Here is a 20455-nt window from a genome sequence, read left to right as displayed (position 1 = left end):
TTGCCGGCAGCGGAGGCTCGGGTACGCAGAAAACGGGACGGCGGCCGAGGAATTCCCTCGGCCGCCGTCCCGTGTCTGACGGGGATCGTGCCTCCCGGCACCGATCACACGTCGTAGTACAGCGAGAACTCATACGGGTGCGGGCGAAGCCGCAGCGGGTCGATTTCGTTTTCGCGCTTGTACTGGACCCACGTCTCGATCACGTCGGGCGTGAAGACGCCGCCCTCGAGCAGGTAATCGTGGTCGGCTTCCAGGGTGTCCAGCACGGTGCCCAGGTCGCCCGGGACCAGCTTGACGTTCTTGGCCTCCTCGGGCGGCAGCTCGTAGAGGTCCTTGTCGATCGGCTCCGGCGGCTCGATCTTGTTCTTGATGCCGTCGAGCCCGGCCATCATCATCGCGGAGAACGCGAGGTAGGGGTTGCCCGAGGAGTCCGGGCAGCGGAACTCGGCGCGCTTGGCCTTCGCGTTGTTGCCGGTGATCGGGATGCGGACGCACGCGGAGCGGTTGCGCTGCGAGTACACCAGGCTGACCGGCGCCTCGAAGCCCGGCACCAGGCGGTGGTAGGAGTTCACCGTCGGGTTGGTGAAGGCCAGCAGGCTCGGCGCGTGCTTGAGCAGGCCGCCGATGTAGTGCCGCGCCGTGTCGGACAGGCCCGCGTAGCCGGACTCGTCGTGGAACAGCGGCTGGCCGTCCTTCCACAGCGACTGGTGGCAGTGCATGCCCGAACCGTTGTCGCCGGCGAGCGGCTTCGGCATGAACGTCGCGGTCTTGCCCGCGGCGAACACGGTGTTCTTCACGATGTACTTGAACAGCTGCAGGTCGTCGGCAGCGTGCAGCAGCGTGTTGAACTTGTAGTTGATCTCCGTCTGGCCGGCGGTGCCCACCTCGTGGTGCGCGCGCTCGATCTCGAAGCCGGAGTTCGTCAGCTCGCGGACGATGTCGTCGCGCAGGTCGGCGAAGTGGTCGACTGGCGGGACGGGGAAGTAGCCGCCCTTGAACTTCGTCTTGTAGCCCTGGTTCCCGCCCTCGGTGTCGGCGCCGGTGTTCCACCAGCCCTCGACCGAGTCGATCTCGTGGAACGACAGGTGCTCGGCGTCCTCGAAACGGACCGAGTCGAAGATGTAGAACTCCGCCTCGGGGCCGAAGAAGACGTTGTCGGCGACGCCGTACTCCGCGATGTACTGCTCGGCCTTGCGCGCGATGTTGCGCGGGTCGCGGCTGTAGGCCTCACGGGTGAACGGGTCGTGCACGAAGAAGTTCAGCGAGAGCGTCTTCGCCTTGCGGAACGGGTCGATCCGCGCCGTCTCGGGGTCCGGCAGCAGCAGCATGTCGGACTCGTGGATCGACTGGAAGCCGCGCACCGAGGAGCCGTCGAAGGCGAGACCCTCTTCGTACGCCTCCAGGTCGAACGCCTTGGCGGGCACCGTGAAGTGCTGCATGACGCCCGGCAGGTCGCAGAACCTGACGTCGATCGACTCGACCTTCTCGTCGGCGATGAGGCGCTGAATGTCGTCTGGAGTAGTGGGCACCCTCGGTGACTCCTTCTCGTTCGTTACCGGCGGCTGTACTCTCTTCGGCTCACGCTAAGAGGGCGGTGTTGCCCGACCGTCACCCGAATGTTTCGCCGGTGTTAACGGGCCGCCGTCACAACCCAGTCGACCAGGCCGGATGTGGTCCGCGCCACCGGCATACCCTGGACGGGTGGCGAGATGGACGGGTGAATGGCTGCCGGGCGCGGGCGACGGCTCCACCGCGGCGGGCCCGCGCGAGGCCCCGAAGTGGCGTGGCGAGTCGATGGGCCTGCCCGAATCGGGCGTGGGCGCGGTGGCCGGCGGTGGCCCGCGCTTCCTCGCGCTGGTGCTCGATCTGGCGCTCGCCTCGCTGATCACGACCCTGTTCGTGCGCTACGACCTGCAGAACGCCGCCGCGATGCAGACGTTCAACCTCTGGGCGGGCGCGGTCTGGGCGGTCATGACGGTCATCCCGGTCACGTTCTTCGGCTTCACCCCCGGCATGGCGGCCCTCGGCATCCGGGTGGCGCGCCTGGACGGGGCGACGATGGTCGGCGCGTGGCGCGCACTGGTCCGGATGGTGCTGACGGTGCTGCTGCTCCCGCCGCTGGTGCGCAATGCCGACGGCCGCAACTGGCTCGACCGCGCCACCAACACCGTCGTCATCCGGATGCGCTGAGGCTGCTCCAAGGGGCCGCTGGATCTCCGGCGGAGCCGGCCCGACGCCAGGAACGTTAAGTCCTTCACAGACGACAACCTCGCGCGCAGGCCCGTGCCGTCGAGGTCTGCCGAGGCAAGCGATCGGCGGGTCGGTCGCCGCCGGTCGTCCGGTCGTGTCCCAGCTGATCCGAATGCGAGGAACCCCCGGTCGGCAACCGACCGGGGGTTCCCCGCAAGCAGCGTCAGCGACGGCGGATGGTGCGCTGCACGTTCCGCATCTTCGCGCCCGCGGGCATCGGGCCCTTCGGCATCGCCGCGCCGCGCGAGCCGAGCGCGGCCAGCTTCGCTTCGAGGGCGTCGATCTGGGCAGGCTTGAGGTTGCGCGGCAGCTTCGTCAGGTGCGACTGCAGCTTCTTGAGCGGTACCTGCTTGTCCTCGTGCCCGATCGTCACGTCGTAGATCGGGGTGTCGCCGACCAGCCGCGACACGCGCTTCTTCTCCTGCGCGAGCAGGCTCTTCACCCGGTGCGGCGCGCCTTCGGCCACGAGGATCACGCCGGGGTGGCCGAGCACGCGGTGGACGGCGTCGAGCTGGGTCGTCGCGGCGACGGTCGGTGTGACCTTCCACTTGCCGCGCATGTTCTCCAGCGCCCAGGCTCCCGCGCCGGGCTGGCCGTCGGCCTTCCCGTAGACCGTGCGCTGCACGCGCCTGCCGAAAATGATCACGGCGAGCAGGATGCCGAGCACGATGCCCAGCGGCAGCAGCGTCCACTGGATGCCGAAGATGAACCCGATGCCGAACAGCACACCGGCGACCACCACGATCGAACCGACCATCCAGGGGATGAGCATCGGGTCTTCGCGGCGCTGCATCTTGAACGCCTCGAACAGCTGGCCGCGCCGGGCCTTGCTCGCAGCGCGCTTTTCCCGCTTGGCCTGCTTGGCCGCTTCCTTGTCCTGCTTGCCCGCCATATGACCAGGATACGGCCGCGTCCCCGGCCGGGAATCTGTCGGCCCCCTCTGCGAGGATCGCAGGGTGGCCATCGCATCGTCTCCCCAGAGCCGGCAGAGCCGCGCGAGCCTGCTCGACGGGCTTGATCCCGAGCAGCGCGCCGCCGCGGCGGCCCCCCGCGGCCCGGTGTGCGTCCTCGCGGGCGCGGGCACCGGAAAGACCCGGACGATCACGCACCGCATCGCCCACCTGGTCCGGTCGGGCCACGTCGCGGCCGGGCAGGTACTGGCCGTCACCTTCACCACGCGCGCCGCGGGGGAGATGCGCACCCGGCTGCGCGGCCTCGGGGTCGACGCGGCACAGGCGCTGACCTTCCACGCCGCTGCCCGCCGTCAGCTCCGCTACTTCTGGCCGCGGGTCGTCGGCGACCGGCCCTGGGACCTGATCGACAACAAGTTCCGGCTCGTCGCCCAGGCCGCCCAGCGCGTCCGGCTGAGCACCGAGACCGAGGTGCTGCGCGACCTGGCGAGCGAGATCGAGTGGAGCAAGGCGTCGCTCGTCTCGCCGGACGACTACCCGTCGGTCGCCGCGCGGATGCAGCGCGACACGCCCGCGCCGGTCGCCCAGGTCGCCGAGGTCTACCGCTGGTACGAGGAGCTGAAGACGAACGCGCAGGTCCTCGACTTCGACGACCTGCTTCTGCAGACCACCGCCGTGCTGGAAAGGCACGAGGCGGTCGCGGCCGAGTTCCGCGACCGGTACCGCTGCTTCGTGGTCGACGAGTACCAGGACGTCACGCCGTTGCAGCAGCGGCTGCTCGACGCGTGGCTCGGCGGCCGTGACGACCTCACCGTCGTCGGCGACGCCAACCAGACCATCTACTCCTTCGGCGGTGCCTCGCCGAAGTCTCTGCTGGAGTTCACGCGGCGGTTCCCGGAGGCGACTGTCGTGCGCCTCGAACGCGACTACCGGTCGACACCGCAGGTCGTCGCGCTCGCGAACCGCGTGATCGGTGCCGCTCGCGGACGTCCGGCCGGATCGCGGCTGAAGCTCATCGGGCAGCGTCCGGAGGGCCCGGAGCCGCGGTTCGCCGAGTACGAGGACGAGGCCGCCGAGGCCAGCGCGGTCGCGCGGCGGGTCCGCGAACTGCTCGACGCGGACGTGCCGGCGAGCGAGATCGCGGTCCTGTTCCGGGTGAACGCGCAGTCCGAGGCGTACGAGCAGGCGCTCACCGAAGCCGGGATCCCGTACCTGGTCCGCGGCGGCGAGCGGTTTTTCCAGCGCACCGAGGTGCGGCAGGCGATGGCGGCGCTGCGCACGGCGTCGATGGAACCGACCTCGTTGGAGCTGGTCACCGCGGTGCGCTCGGTGCTCGCGCGGGTCGGGCTCACCGAGCAGCCGCCGTCCGGCGGAGCGGCGAAGGAGCGGTGGGACGCGCTGCTCGCGCTGGTGGAGCTGGCCGAGGAGCTGGCGGCGGCGGTCGAGGACGCGGATTTGCCGCGCTTCGTCGCCGAACTCGAACAGCGCGCGGCGGCGCAGCACCCGCCGACCGTCGAAGGAGTCACGCTCGCGTCGCTGCACGCGGCGAAGGGGCTCGAATGGGACGCGGTGTTCCTCGTCGGGCTGTCCGAGGGCACGATGCCGATCTTGCACGCGGACGGCGACGATGCCGCGATCGAAGAGGAACGGCGGCTGTTCTATGTCGGCGTCACGCGGGCCAGGGAGCACCTGTCGCTGTCGTGGTCGTTGTCGCGCGGGCAGGGCAGGGGACGCAACCGGCGCCGCTCGCGGTTCCTGTACGGGCTGATCCCGGAGGACCACCCGGCGGCGCGCATCGCCCGTTCGCAGCAGGTGGCGAAGCCGGGGTCGAACGTCGCCCGCTGCCGGCTGTGCGGCGGTCCGCTGGTGCAGACCATGGAGGTCAAGCTGGGGCGGTGCGGGAAGTGCCCGTCCACTGTGGATGAGGATCTGCTGGAGAAGCTGAAGACGTGGCGCGGGGAGCGCTCGCGGGAGTTGAAGGTTCCGGCGTTCGTCGTGTTCACTGACGCGACGCTGATGGCGATCGCCGAACAACGGCCGACCGACGACGGCGCGCTGGTGTCGATCTCCGGGATCGGCGCGACGAAGCTGGAGCGGTTCGGTGCCGAAGTGCTCGACGTGGTCCGGTCGTCGATGCGATCTTGACCGCGTCTTCGCGGTGATCGATGCGGCGAACCTGCAGCTCGGAAGCGATCTTCAGCTTTTCGGCAGAGATTTGGGAAAATAAGTTGCCCCGGTTGCGCCGGGGCGCATAACCTGCGTAGGCACCCGGGCGAGAGCCCGGTCTGGGGAAGAACACACGACAGTTGCCGCCTTGAGCGGCGCAGTCCGACAGAGAAAGGCGGTGCCGGTGAAATGATCAGCAATCTGAAACTCGCGTTCCCTGGCGCCGGTCTGTCTCTCTGCATGACCGTTGACGCCCCGCGCCAGGGCACCGGTGTGTCCACGTTCGCGCACATCGACGGAACGCGTCGTCACATTGACGGATCGCGTCGCATCGAGCGCAACGGGGCCCCGGCCGGCATCACTCTCGCGAGCGCCGCCGTTGTTGCCGCGTACCCGCAGGTTGATGTCGATCTGCCGACCATCAAGCAGTTCCGTGTTCCGTTGTCGATACGGGAGCGAAGTTCCTGACCTGACGTCAGGACTCAAGGCTCACGAAGGCCGCGGAACCGGTAACCGGATCCGCGGCCTTCGTGTTTTTTTGGCTGCACAACAAGAAGGAACAAGTTGTCCAGTTCGATCGCCCACCGCCACTCCACCACCGCACCGCAAAGGAGCACGGAAATGTCATCCGCCATCGCCCTCGCCGAGGGCCCCTTAGCCGAAGGGTTCGACATCGGCGACCTGCTCGACGGGGTCGCCGAGCCGGAACTCCCCTGCCGCTCGCGCGACGCGGACCTCTGGTTCGCCGAATCGCCCGCGGAACTCGAGCGGGCCAAGGCGTTCTGCGCCGGCTGCCCGGTCCGCGAGGCCTGCCTCGCGGGTGCACTCGCCCGGCGTGAGCCGTGGGGTGTCTGGGGAGGGGAGATCTTCGAGCGCGGTGCGGTGATCGCGCGCAAGCGGCCCCGTGGCCGTCCGCGCAAGAACGCCGCCCTCGAACCCGCCGCCGCAGCCCGGAGCGCAGCCGCATGACCGTCGACCTCATCACCACGCGCGATTTCGAGGCCCGCACCGGAAAACCGGTCCGCGTTCAGCCGAAACCCAAGCAGAACAAGTCTCAGGAGACCACGAAGATGTTGCTTCACGAAGAACTGTCCCGAGCGCGAATACGCGACCTGATAACCGAACACGAAGCCCAACGCCCGTGGCGCCAGGCGCGAGCCGCGCGCCGCTGGTCACGGGTAGCCCGCTGGGCGGCCAGCCGAGCGGAGCGTTACCAACCACCCAATTAATGCGGTACGGCCCGGTCAGGCAGGCCCGGGTTTCGACCCGGTTCCTTGCCTGACCGGCCGCTTTGTCCGGAAGCCCGGTGCCCGCCGCCAGGACTGCCTCCAGTCCTGGCGGGCATCGGTCGCCCGGACGTGGATCCGGCCTTCCGGCTGCCCTGCCTCCAGTCCTGGCGGGCACCGGTCGCCCGGACGTGGATCCGGCCTTCCGGCTGCCCTGCCCCCGGTCGGGCTGCGCGGGTTCTCGTCGCCTGAGCACCCAGCTGCGATCAGGCGACCGTCGCGCGACCGATTCCACCGTGATCGCTTCGCTGAAACGAGCCTGGAAGGTCCGTCGGGGGACAGTCCAGGCTCGTTCTCGTCCGGGACCGCGGACGGGTGTTCAATGAGCCCGTGTCCGGACATACGCACGATCACATCGACTGGGCTGACCGGCTGGTTCTCCTCCGCGCAGCCGATACCCTCGACGCTCCCGCCCACGCCGCCATCGCCGCACGGTTGGCGGCGAAACTCCCCGCCACCCCGACGGTGATCGACCTTGGCTGCGGAGCCGGTGGGATGAGCATCCACTTCGCCGAAGCCCTGGCCACCCAAACCGGCGGCACGATCATCCTGGTCGACGCGACACCCGAACTACTCCACGAGGCAGAGCGCGCCGTACGCGCCGCCGCCGATGCTGCGCAGGCCAACCGCGCGGACGGCTCAACGCATACGAGCAACGGTCGCGTACCCGACGGCAGCGCGGAGCCATCGGGCGGCCATCGAGCAGCGGCCGAGCACACTGCCTCGACAGCCGCAGACAGCACCCGGGCAGTCGAAGGTATCGCGCAGACGGTCGAGGGTGCCGCGCAGACAGCCGCGGACACCGCCTCGACAGCCGAGGGTGCCGCGCCGACGGTCGCAGATACCGCCCCGGCATCCGAGGGTGCCGCGCCGACGGTCGCGGATACCGCCTCGACAATCGAGGGTGCCGCGCAGACGGTCGCGGACACTGCCCCGGCAGCCGAGGGTGCCGCGCAGACAGTCACTGATACGGCCTCGGCAATCGAGGGCACCGCGCAGGCAGCCGCGGACACCGCCCCGACAGTCGAAGGCGCGGCCCGGGCAGCCGGGGGTATCACACCGACAGCCGAGGAAACCGCGCAGACAGTCGAGATTCGCGCGGTAGTCGCCGATCTAGCCGACGGTTCCCTGCCCGATTTGCTACCCCCCGCGGATCTCGTATGGGCATCACGCGTCGTGCACCACCTTCCGGACCAACAGGCCGCGATCGGCACGCTTACCGCGGTCGCGCGGACTGGCGGCGTGGTCGCGCTCGCTGAGGGCGGGTTATCTTTTTCTTGCCTCCCTTGGGATCTGGGACTCGGACGGCCTGGTCTGGAAGACCGGTTGAAGGCCGCGCAGGCTGAATGGTTCGTCGGAATGCGCGAGGGCATCGACGGTGCCGTGCCGATGCCCTACGGCTGGCCACTCGCGCTCGAACGCGCCGGACTCGCTGACGTCAGCTCGTTCAGCGCGCTGGCGGACCACCCCGCACCTGGCCCGGACGGTCTCGCCGACTATGTGCACCACCACCTTTCCCGTCTCGCGACGCACGGTGCCGAACATCTCTCCGACGAAGACCGCGCGACGCTGGCTTCCCTGCTCGACCCGGACAGCACTCACTACCTCGGTAACCGCCGCGACCTCTTCCTGCTCGGCGCCCGCACCGTGCACCACGGACGCCGACCGTGACCGCGCCCGACCCCACGTGCTCTCGCTGCGGCCGAGCACGCGCCGCCGAAACCGACCCGCTCGCGACCTTGGCCTGGGTGAGCACCAAGGAAAACGGCCACCAGCGCTGGCTCTGCCCGGACTGCGCGCGCAACCACGTCCGGGACATCGAAGGCAAGCTGCCCGACGAGTACTGGTGACTGGGCTTAGTGGGCAACTAGATCCGGAAGGCTGGCTGCCTGGGGAGTGTTTGTGACCGGGTTGCGCGCAGCCACGTTCGCAGCCGTCGCGGGCAGGCTGCCCAGCAAGGACTGGTGACTGGGCTGAGTGGGCAACCAGATCCGGAAGGCAGGCTGCCTGGGGAAGTGTTCGTGAGCGGGTTGCGCGCAGCCACGTTCGCAGCCGTCGCGGGCAGGCTGCCCGACGAGCAATGGTGAGTGGATCGGTCGCGCAACCATGTCCGGAGCACCGAGATCAGGCTGTCTGACGACTGCCGGTGATCGGCCTGCGCAGTCGGATCCGCCACAATCGACGGCGATCTGCCAGGCGAGGACCGGTGATCAGTCGGGTGCGCGACTTGGGCTGGTACGCCGAGGGGCTGGATGCCTCTCGAACACCGGTTACCCGTCTCGCGCGCACGTGCGTTCCCGTCTCGCGTCCACGTGCGTTTCGGTGCCGAGCAAGTCGCCAACTGAGTACCGGTGAATGCGCGGCCCGCGGTGTCGTGGGCGCCCTGCCGAGCGCCAGTGGCGGTACCGGCCCGATCTCAGGTCGGTCCAGGCGTCAGGTTCGGATCATGCGGCATTTCCTGTCTTGTAGACGGCGCGCACTTTGGGGCGGGGTGTGCGCGTCGCGTGGCGGTAGGCGTTGAGGAGTTCTGTGCCCATCTCCTCAGGCGATTCCCGGAGTTGCCGTGGGGTGCACCGAAACAGCACGGTGCCGGTCGCGGCCAAAGCCAGGTGGCTGAAGTCTTCTGGGCCTGCCGCGGTGCGGTAGCGCCATGCCAGGCCGATCTCGTCCCACCAAGCGTCCGCGGTACCGAGCCGGCGGCCGCGGCGGTCGCAGACCGCGACGTTCCATTGCGGGGTGGGCAGCGGGGTTCGTTGGAGGACCCGGAGTGCTTGCCCGTGCGCGAAGGTTTCTTGGTCGTCGAGGTTGCGCAGGACAGTGCGTACGGCGGCTGAACCGCGCTGGTTTCCGATGTTCAGTTCGGTCGTCAGCTCGGCGCGGTCGGTCAGGCCCCAATACAGCGGCAGCGACACCAGTCTTGCGATCTCGTCCGGATCGTTCTCCCGGCGGGCCAGGTCGAGGGCGGCGCGGGCGGCGCTCGCGTAGGGCAGGCCGTCGATCAGGATTGCTTTGGGCATCCGGGCGGTGCGGTAGGTGATGACGCTCGGTTCGTTGGCCGGCCTTCGGTTGTGTGGCACCAAAAGGTGGATCTCCGGAGTTCGCGGATGGCTGATTCCGTGTGCGCATAACGCATCCGTGCCGGTGATGACGGCTCCGCGTCCGTACCTGGCAACGGCCGCGTGCAGGAGTTCTTCTCGGCTCGGAGGTTTGTCGTGCACGAGGTACACGCCGGAATACACCTGTCGCCACGGCCCGCCCGGGCCGGAGAGCTGTGCGGCTCTTCGGTCGGAAATTCCTGCGACGCGCAGATGCCGTCTATGGAGTACGCCGTGGGAAACGAGATCACCGAAAGCGAGGGAGTCAGTGCTTGTCGTAGTCGTCATACTTCGAGAATGACGCCTTGATCAACTGCGCGAAACCACCCTGCGCAATCTGTGGACAACTCGGTGTTGTCGCCACGCCTTGTGGATAACTCAGGCGGCGAATCCGGGCTGCCACCGTTCCACGATGCCGCGAGCGGGGATCTCGGCGTCGAGCTGGCAGAGGATGCCCGTCGAACCCGCGGTGACCCGGTGGATCATCAGGTACTCCGGAGGCAGGTTCAGCGAGCGGCCGACGTGGAAGTCGTTGCCGCGCGAGTCGCCGACGCGGCCCGCCTGTCGTTGCATCCAGCGGCGCGTGAAGTGGAACGTCGGCTCGGCCAGCGGCTCGGTGAACGGCGCGAGATAGGCCAGGACCTCGTCCGCTTCCAGCGGCGAATCTGCTCGCACGAAACGGTTCTCGCGCAGCAGCCGCATCAGCTCGTCGGAATGGCCGTCCAAGGCGAGCCGCGTGATTTCGCCCAGGTGGCGCGGAATTCCGTGCGGCAGCTTCGCGACGCCGCCGAAGTCGATCACGCACAGCCTGCCGTCGCTGGTGAGCATGAAGTTGCCAGGGTGCGGGTCGGAGTGCAGCAGATGCGCCCGTGCCGGCGACGAGTAGTGGAACTCCGCGAGCAACCGCCCGGCCAGGTTGCGGGTGGCCGGGTCGCCGTCCGCGATGATCTTGGCCAGCGGGGTGCCGGTGGCCCACTCGCTGACCACGACCTTCGGCGCGCTCGCCACGACGCGCGGGATCAGGAACTCGGGGTCGCCTTCGAACGCCTTCGCGAACGCGCGCTGGTTGTCGGCTTCGGCAAGGTAGTCGAGTTCCTCGTCCATCCGCTCGGCCAGCTCCGTGAGCAGCGGTTTCACGTCGGTGCCCGGGACGAACGCCTGGAACAGCCTGCTGAAGCGCTGCAACTGGCGCAGGTCGCTGCGCAGCGCCTCGTCCGCGCCCGGGTACTGGACCTTGACCGCGACCTCGCGACCGTCGTGCCAGGTCGCGCGGTGCACCTGGCCGATGCTCGCCGCGGCGGCGGGCTCGTCGTCGAAGTGTGCGAACCGTCCGACCCACGACCGGCCCAGTTGCTCGGCGAGCACGCGGTGGGTCTGCCTGGCTGGCATCGGCGGAGCGGCTGACTGCAGCTTCGTGAGCGCTTCCCGGTACGGCTGCGCCATGTCGTCCGGCACCGCGGCCTCGAAGACGCTCAGCGCCTGCCCGAACTTCATCGCGCCGCCCTTGAGCGTGCCCAGCACCTCGAACAGCTGCTCAGCGGCCTTGGCCGAGAGCGTCGCGCTCACCTGCTCAGCGCTCTGCCCGGCCAGCCGCTTGCCCCAGCCGCCCACCGCTCGTCCGGCGATGCCGAGCGGAAGGCTCGCCAGCTTCGCGGTGCGGGCAGCGCCGCGGCGCGGCATGGCGGAATCGCGGTCTCCGGTGCGGTCGCGAAAGTCGGTCACTCTGCGATTCTGCCTTGGCGAGCACGACGCTCGCAGCCCGCAGACGCCACCCAGGTGTGGCTTACGTCTCTTGCAGCGCCTCCTCGGAAGCCGCCTCCGCCGCTTCGGGAGCGTCTTCGACGGGAACGGGCGCTCCGCAGCCGCAGTCTGGGTGCGGCTCCCAGATCCGGCGGTGGAGGTTTCCGTCGAAGCTGTCGATCTCAAGCGTGGCGTTCCAGGCCGGCGGCCGGGTTTCGCTCGGCGAGAGCAGTCGCATCGCTTGCGCAACGGCGAGCGAGGCGCACGCGTGCACGGCACCGAGATCAGCCCTGGGTATCCGGCCTACCAGCTGCGTCGCGATCCTCGGCCACGACAGATCCGCGTCCGTCCGATGCAGGTCACAGCAGCGGAGGCAGGCACTGCGGCCAGGCACTACGAGCGGTCCGACGATGCCCGTGCCCTCGCAAACCCGGACTGGCAGGTGCGTGGTGGCCGAGTCGACCAGTTCGGCCACCTCCTCCGGCGGCGGGACGAGGGTGTCGGTGAGCAGCACGAGATCGGGGAGGCGGCGCTGGTTGCGGGCGGTGGTGACGTCGGGCGCGACCCGGGCGACGACGTTCCGGATCGCGCGTTGCCGGGGTTGGCCCAGCTCAGCGGGCGTGAACCCGGAACCGAGATCGGCTTCGGTGACCGTGCCGGACGCACGGATGTCGAGATGCCCGACTCCGGACGTCGCGAGCAGCGCGGCGACTGCCACGGCGATCCGTCCGCTGCCGTGGACCGCGATGAGGCTCTGCCAGCGACGATCCGTGAGCGCCGGCTGATAGTGCCGGGCACGCAGCGACCACACGCCGGTCTCGACCCGTTTCACGTTCTTCTTCGCCGCTTCGGTGACCAGACCGAGCGCGGTCAGCTGTTTCAGCAGCAGATGGAACTGGTCCCGGTGTTCGCCTACAGCGAGCAGGACGTCCTCGAGCAGACGCCGTCCGTCGAGCCTGCGGACGCTGTCGACGATCGCCGGGGGCAGGCCGTTGGCGATGATGCCGTAGCGGCGGTCGAGGCCGAACTGGATCTCGTTGTCGTCGCGTTCGAGCACGTGGATGCCCGGAAGCAACGTCGGATACGCCGGAAGGAGCACGTCCGGCGGCGGAACACTGGACAGGGTCATGCGGTCAGCTTGGCAGCTCCGGAACGCCACTCGTGGGTGAGAAGCTGAGTTGTCCACAGGGAAATCTAGTTGTGGACAAGTCAGGGCTGTGACCTTTCGGCGCTCCAAGTTGTCGGTGCTGAGCCTTACCGTTGTCGAGTGGTCGAAGCACGGATGCCCTCACTGAGAGGCAGGGGCGAGAAGGCCCCGTCGGACACTTCTCAACACAAGGTCGAGGTGCGGCGCAGCCAGCGCAGGCACCGGACGGTCACCGCGTACTGGAATGACGACACCCTGGTCGTCCTCATCCCGGCACGGATGACGCGCGAGGAAGAGAAACACTGGGTCGCGGAGATGGAGCGCAGGCTGCTGCGCTCGGGAGGACGGAAGGCGGCACCGCCCAGGACGTCGGATGCGGCGCTGCTGGCGCGCTGCGCGGTGCTCGGGGCCAAGTACCTGGACGGGAAGGCGTTGCCGGCCAGCGTCCGGTGGGTGCCGCCGATGCGCACCAGGTGGGCGTCGTGCACGCCGGTGGACGCCACCATCCGGGTCAGCAACCGGCTCCAGCGGGTGCCGCAATGGGTGCTGGACTACGTGCTGGTCCACGAGCTGGCGCACCTGCGAGAGCCGGGGCATGACCCGGCGTTCTGGGCGCTGGTCAACCGGTATCCGAGGACGGAACGGGCGATCGGGTACCTGGAGGGGCTTTCGGCGGCGGCTGGGTGGGGGATTTCGGAGGAGGACTGAGTCGGTGGCCGGGCGCGGCTGGGCCTTGGCGGGCGGTGGGCGGCTGGGCTGCGGCTGATGCGGCTGAGGAGAGAAATGGGGAGGGCTGGCGGCGTGCACGGCTGGCCGGGCGTGACTGGCTAAGGGAGGTCGGGAGGGTCGACGCGGGGCCGGAGGTTCTTGGCCGAGGGCATCGGCCGGATGGGCTTGGCAGCTAGGTGCGGTGGGGTGGGGGCGGCTGCGTGAGTGGTTCGCCGCAGCTGAGGTTGGCGTGCTTGACGGTGCGGCAGAACGCGTGACCAGACGGGGCGGCGGAACTCGTGGTGCGATGGCGCGGCGGAGCTCGTGGTGCGATGGTGTGGTGGCGCGGCGGAATCGGTGGCGCGTTGGTGTGGTGGCGCGGCGGAATCGGTGGCGCGTTGGTGTGGTGGAACCGGCGGAACCGGTGGCGTGGCGGATCGGTAGCGCGATGGCGTGGCGGAACCGGCGGAACCGGTGGCGCGGCGGTGCGGCGGAACCGGTGGCGCGGCGGTGCGGCGGAACCGGTGGCGTGGCGGAGTCCTTGACTGGGCGGCGCGGCGGCATCTGCGAAGAGAGGCGGAGGTCGTGGCCAGAGCGGAGCACGGCGGTACAAAAGCCGCGCGGACCGCCTCGACCAAGTGAGACGGTCCGCGCTGGACGGCAGTGCAGCCAGGTAAAGCGGCCAGGAAGCCTCAGGAAGGCGAGTTCCCCTCGTCCTTCTTCCCCTCGTCCCTCGGAGTCTCGCCACCCTTGTCGGCGGCGTCGGCGTCGGAACCGGAGTCCTTGGCCTCGCCGGCCTCGCGGGCCTCCCGCTCAGCCTTCTCCGTGCGCTCCAGCTCCGCGATCGGGTCCAGATCAGCCGCGAGAGCTGCCGGTTCGGACATCCGGTCGGCGAAGTCCAGGGGCTCGTCCAGATCGTCGGCGGTCGGCATGAGGTCGGGGTGGGACCAGAGACCGTCGCGTTTTTCGAGGCCGTGGCGGTCTCCGACGAGCTTCCACAGGGACGACGCGGCGCGCATCCGGCGCGGGCGCAGCTCAAGGCCCACCAGGGTCGCGAAGGTCTGCTCGGCGGGGCCGCCGGTCGCGCGGCGGCGGCGCAGCGTTTCGCGCAGGGCCTCGGCTCCGGGAAGACGGTCGCCGATGGCCTCGGCCACCACTACGTCCACCCAGCCTTCCACCAGGGCCAGCAGGGTTTCCAGGCGCTTCAGGGCCGCCTGCTGCTCCGGCGTGGTTTGCGGTTCCAGCAGACCGGAGGACATCGCTTCCTCGATGCTCGCCGGGTTCGCCGGGTCGATGCTTCCGGCCAGTGACTCGAGCGCGGAGGTGTCGACGGTGATCCCGCGGGCGAACTCCTCGACCGTCGCCAGCAGGCGCTGCCGCAGCCACGGGACGTGCGCGAACAGCCGCTGGTGCGCGGCCTCGCGCGCGGCCAGGAACACCAGCACCTCGCTGGCGGGCAGCTCCAGGCCCTCAGTGAACTTCTCGATGTTCGCCGGGAGCAACGCCGACGTGGTGGCCTCGCCGAGCGGCAGGCCGACCTCGGTCGAGGTGAGCACTTCCTGCGCGAGCTGCGCCAGGGCGTTGCCGAGCTGGGAGCCGAACGCCATCCCGCCCATCTGCCCCATCATCGACAGCAGCGGGCCCGCCGCCTGCTTGGCCTCCTCGGGCAGCGCCTGCATCCACGCGCCGGACACCTGCTGCGCCACCGGATCGCACAGCCGCTGCCAGGTCGGCAGCGTCTTCTCGACCCAGGTCCGCGCCGACCACGACACCGTGGACGTCGCGCCCGCGGGGAGGATCGTCGCCGCGTCGAGCCACAGTTCCGCCAGGTGCGCGGCGTCGCGCACGGCAGTGGCGGAGTCGCCGCCCTCGGCCGCGAAGCCGATCTTGGCGTCGTCCCGCCCGCTCAGGTTCTGGAGTGCGATCTGCTTCGCCAGGTCGTAGTTGACCGGCCCGCTCGACGAGCCCGCCTGGCTCAGCATCTGGCCCAGCTGGCTCAGCATCTGCCCGAGCTGGTTGAACGCCTCGGCTCCGCCGGGCTGGCCCGGGTTCGAGGGGTCGTTGTCGCCTCGCTTGTCGGGATCGGGCGGTCCGAAGCCGAACGGGGGATTGCTCATAGCTCCACCGTACGCGGGTACGACCCGGCTCAGCGCGTCAACCGTGGCCTTCACCGGGAAGCGAACACAGTCACCGTACGCTGTCGCTCGTGACAAAACCGGACGAGGACACCGCGAACCAGTCCCGCCGCGCCGAGCCGTCGCGCGCGCCGGGCCGCAGCGACCGGCGGATGACCCGCCGCGGATGGACGATGCTGGTCAGCGGCGTGCTGTTCCTGGTGTTCGTCGTGGCCGGGTTCCTGGTCCAGGTGCCGTATGTCGCGATCAGCCCCGGGCCCACCTACGACACCCTCGGCCGCGACGTCGCGGGCAACCCGGTGATCCAGGTCAAGGGGCAGCAGACCTACGACACCAGCGGCGAACTGCGGATGACCACCGTTTCGCTCAACGACGGCATCAACCTCTTCACCGCGCTCGGGCTCTGGGCCAGCGGCCGCTACGCGCTCGCGCCGCGCGAGGAGTACTACAAGCCCGGCGAGACGAACGAGCAGGTCAAGCAGGAGAACATCCAGCAGCTGCAGAACTCCCAAAGCAACGCCCAGGTCGCCGCGCTGCGCCACCTCGGCTACCCGGTGCAGGTCGTCGCGAAGCAGATCGTGTCCGGCAGCCCGGCCGACCACATCCTCGCCCCCGGCGACAAGCTCGTCGCGGTCAACGGCAAGCAGGTGCGGGAAGCGGGCGAGGTCGCCGCCTCGATCGTCAACACCAAGCCGGGCGACACCGTCCAGGTCACCTTCCAGCACCTCGGCCAGCCGGAACGCACCGTGCCGGTCACGCTCGCCCAGCGCGACGACCGCACCCAGGGCTTCCTCGGCCTGACTGCCGTCGACCGCGCGGTCGCGCCCTTCTCCGTCGACATCTCGCTGCAGGACGTCGGCGGTCCGTCGGCGGGGCTGATGTTCACCCTCGCGATCATCGACCGGCTCACTCCGCCCGGGAAACCGGGCAGCGACCTCGCGGGCGGAAGGCACATCGCGGGCACCGGCGAGATCAGCGAGACCGGCCAGGTCGGGCCGATCGGCGGGATCTCGTTCAAGGTCGTCGGCGCGAAGGAAGCGGGCGCGACCGACTTCCTCGTCCCCGAGCACAACTGCGCCGAAGCCGCTTCGGCCGCGCCGGAAGGGCTCAACCTGATCAAGGTGTCCACGCTGGACGACGCGCTCAAGCAGCTGGACAACCTGAAGGCCGGTCGCCCGACCGCGCACTGCTGACCAGCGGCCGAGAAAAGTCCGTGATGGGCCCCGGGAGAGAATCAGATTTCCTCAAGGGGCCCATCACGGACTTAACGGAACAGGGCGCAGCCGGTGGATCAGGGCTGCAGGGTCGTCTTCAGCGCTTCGACCAGGTTCGGCGCGAGGTCCGGGCTTTCCACCAGTTCGTCGACCGCGTTCTCGTCCTCGTCGCCCGGCTGGACGCCGCGCAGCCGCATCACGCAAGCCGCGTCGCCTTCGCGCAGGACGGCGGCCACCAGACGGGCCTCGGTGCGGCGCGGGTGGTCCGCGGCGGCACGACGGAGGCTTTCGGCGTCCGCCTCGGCGATTCCTTCGAGTTCCGCCTCCACGTCCGGAGGCAGCACGATGATCTCCTGCGCCAGCGCGCAGCCGACCACGATGTCCGGCCACGCGATCCGGCCGAGCGATTCGGCGAGGTCGCCGTCCGGCAGCGCCTCCTGGGCCACCGGCGTCAGCGGGTTCGCCCGGTCGAGCTGACCGGCCAGTTCGGGCTGTTCGTCCAGCAGCGCAGCGGTCGGCACCAGCGCGAACAGCTGCGGCGGCTGGTTCCAGCCCGCGGCCGCGACGAACTCTTCGACTTCCCGGGCCAGCCCGGCGACAGGGTGGGCGGCAGACGGCTCACTCGGTGGCATGGCGACCATCGTGTCAGGCGTCCCCGCGACGCGCCGCGCGTGCCCGGTTTGGGCGGTCCCGGGAACTCGCGGCACCATCCGTAGAGTTAGAGGTCACGGGGGACACCGCTGTCCCCGGAGAACGTGTTCACGAAGACAGGAGCATTGCCGTGGCGACTCGGCCCCCGGTGAGCCTGAAGCTGTCCCGGCGCAGCCGGATCCTTCTCATCATCGCCGCGGTGATCGTGCTGGCCCTGCTGGCCGGCGTCCGGTTGCTCGACACCTACGTGGACTGGCTGTGGTTCGGCGAACTGCAGGCGCGTTCGGTGTTCACCACGCAGCTGGTCACCCGCGTCGTGCTCTTCCTCGCGGTCGGGTTGCTGGTCGGCGGGGCGCTGGCGGTCAGCCTGCTGATCGCCTACCGCACGCGCCCGGTGTTCGTGCCGGTATCCGGCCGCGACGACCCGCTGTCGCGCTACCGCTCGGTGATCGTCAGCCGGATCCGGCTGTTCGGCATCGGCATCCCGGTGCTCACCGGCGTCATCTCCGGAGCCTCGGCGAGCGGGGACTGGCAGACGATCCAGCTGTTCCTCAACGGCACCTCGTTCGGGCAGAAAGATCCCGAGTTCGGCATCGACCTCGGCTTCTACGCCTTCTCCCTGCCGTTCGTGAACTGGCTGCTCGGCTGGCTGTTCGTCACCGTCGTCGTCTCCTTCTTCGGCGCGCTGATCGCGCACTACATCTTCGGCGGCATCCGGCTCGCCGGCCGCGGCGGCCAGCTGGCCGGGCCGACGCGCGCGCAGCTCGCCATCACCGTCGGGCTTTTCGTGCTGCTGAAGGCGGTCGAGTACTTCTTCGACCGCTACAACCTGCTGCTGTCCGACCGGAACATGCCGCTGTTCAACGGCGCCACCTACACCGACCTCAACGCGGTGCTCCCGGCGAAGCTGATCCTGCTGTGCATTTCGGTGATCTGCGCGATCGCCTTCTTCGCGGGCGCGTTCCTGCGGAATCTGCAGTTGCCGGCGATTTCGCTGGTCCTGCTGATCCTCTCCGGCGTACTGGTCGGCGTCGCCTGGCCGGCGATTCTCGACCAGTTCTCGGTCAAGCCGAACGCGAACGAGAAGGAAGCGCCGTCGATCCAGCGCAACATGGACGCGACGCGCGCGGCGTACGGCCTCACCAACGTGAAGTACGAGCAGTACCCGGGCAAGACCGAAACCACCGCGGACGCGGTGAAGGCCGACACCGGCACGGTGTCCAACATCCGGCTGCTCGACCCGAACATCCTCAGCGACACCTTCACCCAGCGCGTCGGCCGCGAGAACTTCTACGGCTTCCCGTCCAAGCTGGACATCGACCGGTACACCATCGGCGGCACCACGCAGGACTACATCGTGGCCGCCAAGGAAATGAAGACCGACGGGCTCACCGGGAACCAGAACAACTGGATCAACAAGCACATGGTCTACACGCACGGCAACGGCTTCGTGGCCGCGCCCGCGAACACGATCGACCGTGCGGTGAAGGATTCGAACTCCGACGGCGGCTACCCGATCGCCACCACGAGCGACACGAGCAACCCCACCGGCGCGGGCTCGGTGAACGGCCAGCCGGGCATCAAGGTCGACCAGCCGCGGATCTACTACGGCGAGCTGACCAACCAGTCCGACTACTCGATCGTCGGCGGCACGCCGGGCAAGGCCCCCGGCGAGTACGACACCGACAGTCAGCGCGGCTACCTCTACCAGGGCAAGGGCGGCGTTTCGCTCGACAACTGGTTCAACCGGCTGATGTTCGCCGCCGAATACCGCGAACCGAAGATCCTCTTCTCCGACGCCATCGGCGACGGCTCGAAGATCATGTACAACCGCGAACCGCGCGACCGCGTCGCGAAGGTCGCCCCGTGGCTCACCCTCGACGGCGACCCGTACCCCGCGGTGGTCAACGGCCGCATCCAGTGGATCGTCGACGGCTACACCACACTCGACAACTACCCGTACGCCCAGCAGACGCAGCTCGGCGAAGCGACCAACGACTCGCTCAACGGCGTCACCAAACAGGCGAACAACTCGATCAACTACATCCGCAACTCGGTGAAGGCGACCGTCGACGCGTTCGACGGCACCGTCACCCTGTATTCGATCGACGACAACGAACCCGTGCTCAAAGCATGGGAGAAGGTGTTCCCGGGCATCGTCAAGCCCAGCTCGGAGATCTCGCCGGAACTGCGCTCGCACTTCCGCTACCCCGAGGACCTGTTCAAGATCCAGCGTGAACTGCTCGCCCGCTACCACGTGGACAGCCCGCAGGAGTTCTACGCGCAGCAGGCGTTCTGGAGCGTCCCGCAGGACCCGACCGAGGACGGCAGCTCCACCACGGCGGGCGCGAACGTCGCCAACCAGCCCGGGTACTACGTCCTCGCCAACGCCGCGGGCGAGGGCAGGCCGACGTTCCAGCTGACCAGCGCGCTCACCGGTCTGCAACGGCAATACCTTTCCGCCTGGATGTCCATCTCGTCCGATCCGGAGGACTACGGCACCATCCGCGTCCTGCGACTACCCCCGGCCAGCGGGGCCAACCAGGTCGACGGGCCCGTCCAGGTGCAAAACCGGTTCCAGAGCGACCCCCGCGTCGCCCAGGACCGGACCTTGCTGAACAACCCCAACGTCATTCCCATTTACGGCAACCTGATCACGCTGCCGGTCGCGGACGGATTCCTCTACGTCGAACCCGTCTACATCCGCCAGCGAAACCAGCTGAGCTACCCGCAGCTGGCGCGCGTGCTCGTCTCCTACGGAGCCAAGATCGGCTTCGCGTCCACCCTCAACGAGGCACTCGACCAAGTCTTCGGCAAGGGCACCGGCGCGGCGGCGACCACACCGAAGGAAGGCGACTCAGGCACCACGCCGACCCCGCCGACCTCCAGCACCGCCACACCGCCGCCCAGCACCGGCGGCAGCAACCCGGCGCTGGACAAGGCGGTGTCCGACATCCAGGCCGCGCTCGCCAAACTCAAGGCAGCACAGCAATCCGGCAACTTCGCCGACCAAGGCGCGGCACTCTCCGCGCTCGACGCGGCCACCAAGGAATACAACTCCGCCAAACCCACGACGCCGCCCTCCACCGGGTCGACGTCCCAGCCCGGCGGGTGACCTCGGTTACGTAATAGGCACCTGCTTTGCGCCCGCT

17 protein-coding genes are annotated in these 20455 nt (G+C 69.1%); 10 read left to right on the top strand and 7 right to left on the bottom strand.

The annotated features are described in order from the left end of the window. Positions 1-104 precede the first annotated feature (104 nt). Complete coding sequence (gene glnA, locus A4R44_RS39660) at positions 105-1529, bottom strand: type I glutamate--ammonia ligase (RefSeq protein WP_067592991.1); 1425 nt, start codon at positions 1527-1529, stop codon at positions 105-107. Between the two features lie 172 nt (positions 1530-1701). Between glnA and A4R44_RS39655 the strand changes: the two genes are divergently transcribed. Beyond that, positions 1702-2190 carry an RDD family protein gene (locus tag A4R44_RS39655; protein ID WP_067592988.1) on the top strand — a complete coding sequence of 163 codons (489 nt, stop codon included), beginning with the start codon at positions 1702-1704 and terminating at the stop codon, positions 2188-2190. A gap of 223 nt (positions 2191-2413) precedes the next feature. Here the strand turns inward: A4R44_RS39655 and A4R44_RS39650 are convergent, their stop codons facing one another. After that, a complete protein-coding gene (locus A4R44_RS39650; RefSeq protein ID WP_067592985.1) occupies positions 2414-3142 on the bottom strand; it encodes a DUF4191 domain-containing protein in 729 nt (242 codons plus the stop codon). A gap of 64 nt (positions 3143-3206) precedes the next feature. Here A4R44_RS39650 and A4R44_RS39645 point away from each other — a divergent pair, with 64 nt between their 5' ends. From A4R44_RS39645 to A4R44_RS39625, 6 genes are all read left to right on the top strand, one after another. Further along, complete coding sequence (locus tag A4R44_RS39645) at positions 3207-5306, top strand: ATP-dependent DNA helicase UvrD2 (RefSeq protein WP_067592982.1); 2100 nt, start codon at positions 3207-3209, stop codon at positions 5304-5306. 210 nt (positions 5307-5516) lie between these two features. Beyond that, the gene (locus tag A4R44_RS39640) at positions 5517-5795 is read left to right on the top strand and encodes a hypothetical protein (protein WP_067592980.1); all 279 of its coding nucleotides are present in this window, start codon (positions 5517-5519) and stop codon (positions 5793-5795) included. Between the two features lie 153 nt (positions 5796-5948). After that, positions 5949-6296, top strand: coding sequence for a WhiB family transcriptional regulator (locus A4R44_RS39635; protein ID WP_067592977.1), 348 nt, complete (start codon positions 5949-5951; stop codon positions 6294-6296). Then, entirely contained in the window at positions 6293-6556 is a 264-nt protein-coding gene (locus A4R44_RS46905; protein WP_037818283.1) for a hypothetical protein, read from the top strand. The genes A4R44_RS39635 and A4R44_RS46905 overlap by 4 nt, the downstream gene beginning before the upstream one ends. Before the next feature lie 387 nt (positions 6557-6943). Further along, positions 6944-8284, top strand: a complete 1341-nt coding sequence (locus A4R44_RS47620; RefSeq protein ID WP_157905122.1) for a methyltransferase domain-containing protein — start codon at positions 6944-6946, stop codon at positions 8282-8284. Continuing rightward, the gene (locus tag A4R44_RS39625; RefSeq protein WP_067592974.1) at positions 8281-8463 is read left to right on the top strand and encodes a hypothetical protein; all 183 of its coding nucleotides are present in this window, start codon (positions 8281-8283) and stop codon (positions 8461-8463) included. Before A4R44_RS47620 ends, A4R44_RS39625 begins: the two co-directional genes overlap by 4 nt. 594 nt (positions 8464-9057) lie before the next feature. On the opposite strand, the gene A4R44_RS39620 is transcribed toward A4R44_RS39625, so the two are convergent. From A4R44_RS39620 to A4R44_RS39610, 3 genes are all read right to left on the bottom strand, one after another. Further along, positions 9058-9690 carry a hypothetical protein gene (locus A4R44_RS39620; protein WP_232791978.1) on the bottom strand — a complete coding sequence of 211 codons (633 nt, stop codon included), beginning with the start codon at positions 9688-9690 and terminating at the stop codon, positions 9058-9060. 396 nt (positions 9691-10086) lie between these two features. After that, the gene (locus A4R44_RS39615) at positions 10087-11388 is read right to left on the bottom strand and encodes an AarF/ABC1/UbiB kinase family protein (RefSeq protein WP_202506091.1); all 1302 of its coding nucleotides are present in this window, start codon (positions 11386-11388) and stop codon (positions 10087-10089) included. Positions 11389-11491: 103 nt separating this feature from the next. Beyond that, the gene (locus tag A4R44_RS39610; protein WP_067592965.1) at positions 11492-12577 is read right to left on the bottom strand and encodes a ThiF family adenylyltransferase; all 1086 of its coding nucleotides are present in this window, start codon (positions 12575-12577) and stop codon (positions 11492-11494) included. 216 nt (positions 12578-12793) lie between these two features. Here A4R44_RS39610 and A4R44_RS39605 point away from each other — a divergent pair, with 216 nt between their 5' ends. Next, complete coding sequence (locus tag A4R44_RS39605) at positions 12794-13303, top strand: M48 family metallopeptidase (protein WP_067592962.1); 510 nt, start codon at positions 12794-12796, stop codon at positions 13301-13303. A 692-nt stretch (positions 13304-13995) separates the two neighbouring features. Here A4R44_RS39605 and A4R44_RS39595 read toward each other — a convergent pair. Then, a complete protein-coding gene (locus A4R44_RS39595; RefSeq protein WP_067592956.1) occupies positions 13996-15420 on the bottom strand; it encodes a zinc-dependent metalloprotease in 1425 nt (474 codons plus the stop codon). Between the two features lie 191 nt (positions 15421-15611). On the opposite strand from A4R44_RS39595, the gene A4R44_RS39590 reads away from it, so the two are divergent. After that, complete coding sequence (locus A4R44_RS39590; protein WP_093577295.1) at positions 15612-16631, top strand: PDZ domain-containing protein; 1020 nt, start codon at positions 15612-15614, stop codon at positions 16629-16631. 98 nt (positions 16632-16729) lie between these two features. On the opposite strand, the gene A4R44_RS39585 is transcribed toward A4R44_RS39590, so the two are convergent. Then, on the bottom strand, positions 16730-17284 hold the full coding sequence (locus A4R44_RS39585; protein WP_067592950.1) for a PPA1309 family protein: 555 nt from the start codon (positions 17282-17284) through the stop codon (positions 16730-16732). Between the two features lie 167 nt (positions 17285-17451). Between A4R44_RS39585 and A4R44_RS39580 the strand changes: the two genes are divergently transcribed. Continuing rightward, positions 17452-20418 carry a UPF0182 family protein gene (locus tag A4R44_RS39580; RefSeq protein ID WP_198545636.1) on the top strand — a complete coding sequence of 989 codons (2967 nt, stop codon included), beginning with the start codon at positions 17452-17454 and terminating at the stop codon, positions 20416-20418. The last annotated feature ends 37 nt before the right edge of the window (positions 20419-20455 follow it).

This window comes from Amycolatopsis sp. M39 (genome assembly GCF_001651785.1).
Lineage (GTDB): Bacteria > Actinomycetota > Actinomycetes > Mycobacteriales > Pseudonocardiaceae > Amycolatopsis > Amycolatopsis rubida.
The sequence above is the reverse complement of the archived record's forward strand: the minus strand, read 5'-3'. Positions and strand labels throughout refer to the sequence as shown.

Excerpts from the sequence above, each read along its gene's own strand:
- A4R44_RS39640 (WP_067592980.1), top strand. The coding sequence starts at position 5,517 with ATGATCAGCAATCTGAAACTCGCGTTCCCTGGCGCCGGTCTGTCTCTC.
- A4R44_RS39595 (WP_067592956.1), bottom strand. The coding sequence starts at position 15,420 with ATGAGCAATCCCCCGTTCGGCTTCGGACCGCCCGATCCCGACAAGCGA.
- A4R44_RS39615 (WP_202506091.1), bottom strand. The coding sequence starts at position 11,388 with ATGCCGCGCCGCGGCGCTGCCCGCACCGCGAAGCTGGCGAGCCTTCCG.
- A4R44_RS39610 (WP_067592965.1), bottom strand. The coding sequence starts at position 12,577 with ATGACCCTGTCCAGTGTTCCGCCGCCGGACGTGCTCCTTCCGGCGTAT.
- A4R44_RS46905 (WP_037818283.1), top strand. The coding sequence starts at position 6,293 with ATGACCGTCGACCTCATCACCACGCGCGATTTCGAGGCCCGCACCGGA.
- A4R44_RS39585 (WP_067592950.1), bottom strand. The coding sequence starts at position 17,284 with ATGCCACCGAGTGAGCCGTCTGCCGCCCACCCTGTCGCCGGGCTGGCC.
- A4R44_RS39590 (WP_093577295.1), top strand. The coding sequence starts at position 15,612 with ATGCTGGTCAGCGGCGTGCTGTTCCTGGTGTTCGTCGTGGCCGGGTTC.
- A4R44_RS39635 (WP_067592977.1), top strand. The coding sequence starts at position 5,949 with ATGTCATCCGCCATCGCCCTCGCCGAGGGCCCCTTAGCCGAAGGGTTC.
- A4R44_RS39650 (WP_067592985.1), bottom strand. The coding sequence starts at position 3,142 with ATGGCGGGCAAGCAGGACAAGGAAGCGGCCAAGCAGGCCAAGCGGGAA.